Here is a 4,689-nt window from a genome sequence, read left to right on the forward strand (position 1 = left end):
GCAACTACCATTTTACTGGCTTTTCCTCTTTGAGTCACTCTTTTTATTTACTGTTGCACTTGCATTGTAAATCGGCACGCTGGGAAAGTACCTCGCCCCGCAGGGCGAAACCCTGCCCTGCCGCCGGAGTGACGCCCCCATCGTTAAACGAAGGAACTCTATCATCGCCCCCTCATCCGGCCCCTTCGGGGCCACCTTCCCCCAGGGGGAAGGCTTACGGAGAAAGGGCGGCGAAACCTCTCTGCGTGAAACTCTCACATTTTCCTCAGGCACGCCCGAATCAGCCCGGAGAATTTCTCCCTGGCCGCCTCGGCGGCGTCCAGCACCTCCTGCTCGGAGAGGGGCTGATCCAGAATGCCCGCGGCCATATTGGAGAGCAGGGTGAGCCCCAGCACCTCCATGCCGCAGTGGCCGGCCACCACCACCTCGGGGGCGGTGGACATGCCCACCGCGTCGCCCCCCAGGATGCGGGCGGCCCGGACCTCGGCAGGGGTCTCGTACTGGGGACCGTAGCAGTAGAAGTAGACTCCCTCCCGCAGAGGGATGCCCAGCTCCGCCGCCGTCTCCCGGGCCAGGGCCTGGAGCCGGGGGGTGTACAGGCGGGAGGCGTCCGGAAAGCGGGTCCCGAACTCAGGCAGGTTCTCTCCCCGCAGGGGGGAGACGGAGAACAGCTTGATGTGGTCGGTAATGAGCATCAGGTCCCCCGCCTGCCAGCTGGTGTTGACGCAGCCGGCGGCGTTGGTGACCACCAGGGTGTCACATCCCAGCAGGCGGAGCACCCGCACCGCGTAGGTGACCTCCTCATAGGAGTACCCCTCGTAGTGGTGCATCCGACCCTGCATCACGGCCACCGGCTGTCCCTCCAGGAAGCCGAACACCAGCCGCCCCTTGTGTCCGGGGGCGGTGGAGGCCTTGAAGTGGGGGATGTCCCGGTAGTCCACAAAAATGGGTCGCTCCACCTGATCCCCCAGGTAGCCCAGGCCGGAGCCCAGCACCATGGCGATCTTGGGCACGAAGTCCCTCAGCCGCTCCCGCAGGAAACCGGCGCTCTCCCGGTATTGTTCCATGGTAAATTCCATCAATGTCTCCTTTACAGGCTTCCGCCGCACCGGCGGCAGAACTGGTCGTCCCGGCCGCACGCCGCGCCGCAGGCGGGGCAGATCTTGGCCTGGCGCAGGGCGGCGATGCGCTCCTTCAGTTCGGCGGTCTTCTCGCTGAGCTCGTCGGCCCGGTCCAGCAGGGCGGTGATCTGCTCCCCGTCCTCCGCCTGGCCCCGGTGGGTGTCGTACATCACCTGGCCCAGCTGGCGCAGCACGTCGTTGAATTCTCCGTTCAGGTCAAAGAGCTGTACGTTCAGCTTGGCTACGTCCACCATCTGGCCGGCCTTCTTCCCGGCCGCCCGGGCGGTCTGATTGGCCGCATCTGCGGCTCCCACCGCAGTATCCCGTACCCGGTCCAGCAGTTCCCTCACCTTATCGTCCATGGTCACGCGCTCCTTTCTGGGCTGGCATGAAAAAATTGGTTCGCCTTAGTTTACACCAAACCGCCATAAAAAGCAACGAAAAAGCGCGCCGCTCCCGGGTTTGTCTGAAGTTTTCCCGGCCGCCCGGCCCTCTGCGCGCCAAAGCCTCCCCCCTTCCGGCCCCGCTCCAGGCAGAAAAACGCCGTCTGCCCGTCTGGAACCAGACAGGCGGACGGCGTAAATCGAGCCGCTTACAGGCGGGCCAGCGCCCGGGTGCGGAACAGGGCCAGATAGACCGCTCCGGCGGACACCAGTCCAAACACCCCCTGCACCAGGTTGAAGGGGACGTTGGCCAGGGCCCCCAGCCCCAGGCCCACCGGGATGGGGGCGGCCTCATAGAGGAAGTAGCCCGCCACCATCACCACCTCCCCCGCTGCGCCGCTGGTCAGCAGAGCCGGGAGGGCGTGGGAGCTCTCCCCCCGGCGGAGCCGGCGGAACAGCAGACCGGCCGCCAGGGCCATCAGCCCCTTCACCACCAGGGTCCCCGGCGCGTACAGGGGGTAGCCCAGCAGGTCGGCCAGCATGGAGCCGATCCCGGCCGCCGCGCAGCCCAGTCCGGGGCCCAGAATCCAGGCGGACAGGAGGACCGCGCAGTCCCCCAGATTCACATAGCCGGACATGGGGGACGGGATGCGGATCACCATGGTCATCACCGTGGTCAGTGCGGCAAACAGGGCCGCCATGACCAGTTTTTTCAACTTTTGATCAGACATAGGGATACTCCTTTCATGCCGTCCCGGCCGGGGATTGACATTTGTTCTGTCCTGTATTTTAATGATATCTGACCTCAAAGAAAGTATCAAAATAATATTTTTTGATAGGACCAGAAAGGAGCGGCCATGCTGACCTACGACCTGGAGCGGCGGGGGGACCTGCCCCGCTATGACTATCTGTACCGCTGCATCAAGGGGGACATCCTGTCCGGCCGCCTGGCGGCTGGGGAGAAGCTGCCCTCCAAGCGGGCCCTGGCCGCCCACCTGGGGACGGCGGTGGTGACGGTGGAGAACGCCTACGCCCAGCTGCTGGCGGAGGGCTACCTGACCTCAAGGGAGCGGTCGGGCTGCTATGTGGCCCAGGTGGAGACCCGGCAGAGCCCCCCTCCCCCTCCGGCCCCGGTCCAGACGGTGCCGGAGCGCCGCTGGCTTCTGGACCTGCGGGGGGTGGGGAGCGGCATCGAGGGCTTCCCCTTCTCCGTGTGGGCCAAGCTGACCCGCCGGGTGCTCACCGAGCGGGGCCCCGCCCTGCTGCGGGCCATCCCCCACAGCGGGGTGCCCGAGCTGCGCCGGGCCCTGGCCCGGCACCTCTATGAGCTGCGGGGCATCCAGGTCTCCCCCGAGCAGATCGTGGTGGGGGCGGGGACGGAGTACCTGTACAACCTGCTGGTCCAGCTGCTGGGGCGGGAGCGGGTCTACGGCCTGGAGGACCCGGGCTACTCCAAGGCGTGGCGGGTCTATACCCTCAATGAGGCGGAGTGCCGCTTCCTCCCGGTGGACGGGGCGGGTGTGCCGCCGGAGGCGCTGGAGGGGAGCGGCGTCCAGGTGCTCCACCTCTCCCCCAACCACCAGTTCCCAACCGGGGCGGTCACCCCCATCTCCCGGCGGCAGGCGGTGCTCCGGTGGGCCCAGGAGGGGGACCGGTACCTGATTGAGGACGACTACGACAGCGAGTTCCGCTTCTCCGGCCGCCCCATCCCGCCTATGCAGAGCATCGACCAGAGCGGGAGGGTCCTCTACATGAACACCTTCTCCCGCTCCCTGGCCCCCTCCCTGCGCATCGGCTATCTGGTGCTTCCCCCCGCCCTGCTGGAGCGCTACCGGGAGCGGCTGGGCTTCTACTCCTGCACCGTCCCGGCCATTGAGCAGTACACCCTGGCCCTCTTTTTGAGCGAGGGGTACTTCGACGCCCACCTGAACCGGATGCGGGTCTTTTACCGGGGCCGCCGGGACCGGGTGGCGGCGGCCATCCAGGCCAGCCCCCTGGCGGGGCGGTGCCGGATTTTACGGGAGGAGGCCGGGCTCCACTTCCTGCTGGAGCTGGAGACCCACCGGCCCGACCGGGAGCTGGCCGGGCTGGCGGCGGACCGGGGAATCCGACTGTCCTTTTTGACCGACTACCAGCGGACGGAGGGGGCCGCGCCGCCCCACACGCTGATCGTCAACTACCCGGCCCTGGACCCGGAGCAGATGGCCCGGGGGCTGGAGGAGCTGGCCGCCCTGCTGGACTGAGGAGGAGAGAAAACTCTACGGAGCGTTTCTTGCGGCGGGGGCGGTTTTCTGGTATGCTGTCAGGGAACAAGGGGGGATTTCGAGATGGACAACACAAAGCTGGGGAGCCTGATCCGGGCGCTGCGCCGGGAGGCCGGCATGACGCAGCGGGAGCTGGCGGAGCCCCTGGGGGTCACCGACAAGGCGGTGAGCAAATGGGAGCGCGGTCTGGGGTGCCCCGACGTGTCCTTTCTGCCCCAGCTGTCCCGGCTCTTTGGAGTGGACCTGGAAAAGCTGCTCCAGGGGGATCTGGCCCCCAATGAGATGGTAGGAGGCAATATGAAAAAGATGACCTATTACGCCTGCCCGGTGTGCGGCGGGCTCACATTCTGCACCGGGGCGGCGGAGGTGTCCTGCTGCGGCCGGAAGCTCTCTCCTCTGGAGCCCCGGAAGGCCCGGGAAGAGGAGAAGCTCACCGTGGAGGGAGTGGAGAACGACTGGTACGTCACCGGAGACCACCCCATGCGGAAAGAGGACTACGTCTCCTTTGTGGCCTTCGCCACTGGGGACCGGCTCCAGGTGGTGAAGCAGTATCCGGAGTGGGACCTCCAAACCCGCATCCCGGGGCGAAACCACGGGATGCTCCTGTGGTACTCCCAGAAGCAGGGGCTGCTGTATCAACTGGTATAGTATCGAAAAAGTGGCAGAGCCACTTTTTCGAGTTCGGCTGCACGAAATTTTCGCCTCGATTTCTTACGAAATTGTCGGCAAAAATTTCGCGAGAAGTGTCATTTCCGAGGCGCATGTCCTCGGAAATGACGGGATTTCATCTTTTTCCGTCGTCTGCGGACGCCGGAACTCCTTGCAGGAGGGCTTTTTGACAAGGTGAGAGGAGCGGGCCCCCCGGGGGCGCGCGCCGCGGGGTTTTTGTGTGTGTGCGGTACCCCCGGCGCGAAAAACCCC

Annotated in this window: 5 protein-coding genes; 2 read left to right on the forward strand and 3 right to left on the reverse strand. The window is 65.8% G+C overall.

Annotation, left to right across the window (positions count from 1 at the left end; translation table 11 throughout):
- Window positions 1-254 precede the first annotated feature (254 nt).
- The 3 genes from H6B31_RS16225 to H6B31_RS16235 all read right to left on the reverse strand — a co-directional run bounded on the left by H6B31_RS16225 (window position 255) and on the right by H6B31_RS16235 (window position 2,235).
- Window positions 255-1,079, reverse strand: coding sequence for a purine-nucleoside phosphorylase (locus H6B31_RS16225; protein ID WP_204899452.1), 825 nt, complete (start codon window positions 1,077-1,079; stop codon window positions 255-257).
- Window positions 1,080-1,090: 11 nt separating this feature from the next.
- Complete coding sequence (locus H6B31_RS16230; RefSeq protein WP_204899453.1) at window positions 1,091-1,483, reverse strand: zinc ribbon domain-containing protein; 393 nt, start codon at window positions 1,481-1,483, stop codon at window positions 1,091-1,093.
- A 230-nt stretch (window positions 1,484-1,713) separates the two neighbouring features.
- On the reverse strand, window positions 1,714-2,235 hold the full coding sequence (locus H6B31_RS16235; protein WP_204899454.1) for an ECF transporter S component: 522 nt from the start codon (window positions 2,233-2,235) through the stop codon (window positions 1,714-1,716).
- A gap of 126 nt (window positions 2,236-2,361) precedes the next feature.
- Here H6B31_RS16235 and pdxR point away from each other — a divergent pair, with 126 nt between their 5' ends.
- Together pdxR and H6B31_RS16245 are read left to right on the forward strand one after the other, a co-directional pair.
- The gene (pdxR, locus tag H6B31_RS17615) at window positions 2,362-3,747 is read left to right on the forward strand and encodes a MocR-like pyridoxine biosynthesis transcription factor PdxR (RefSeq protein WP_204899455.1); all 1,386 of its coding nucleotides are present in this window, start codon (window positions 2,362-2,364) and stop codon (window positions 3,745-3,747) included.
- 84 nt (window positions 3,748-3,831) lie between these two features.
- A complete protein-coding gene (locus H6B31_RS16245) occupies window positions 3,832-4,416 on the forward strand; it encodes a helix-turn-helix domain-containing protein (RefSeq protein ID WP_204899456.1) in 585 nt (194 codons plus the stop codon).
- Window positions 4,417-4,689 lie beyond the last annotated feature (273 nt).

This window comes from Pseudoflavonifractor capillosus (genome assembly GCF_016899775.1).
Classification (GTDB): domain Bacteria; phylum Bacillota; class Clostridia; order Oscillospirales; family Oscillospiraceae; genus Lawsonibacter.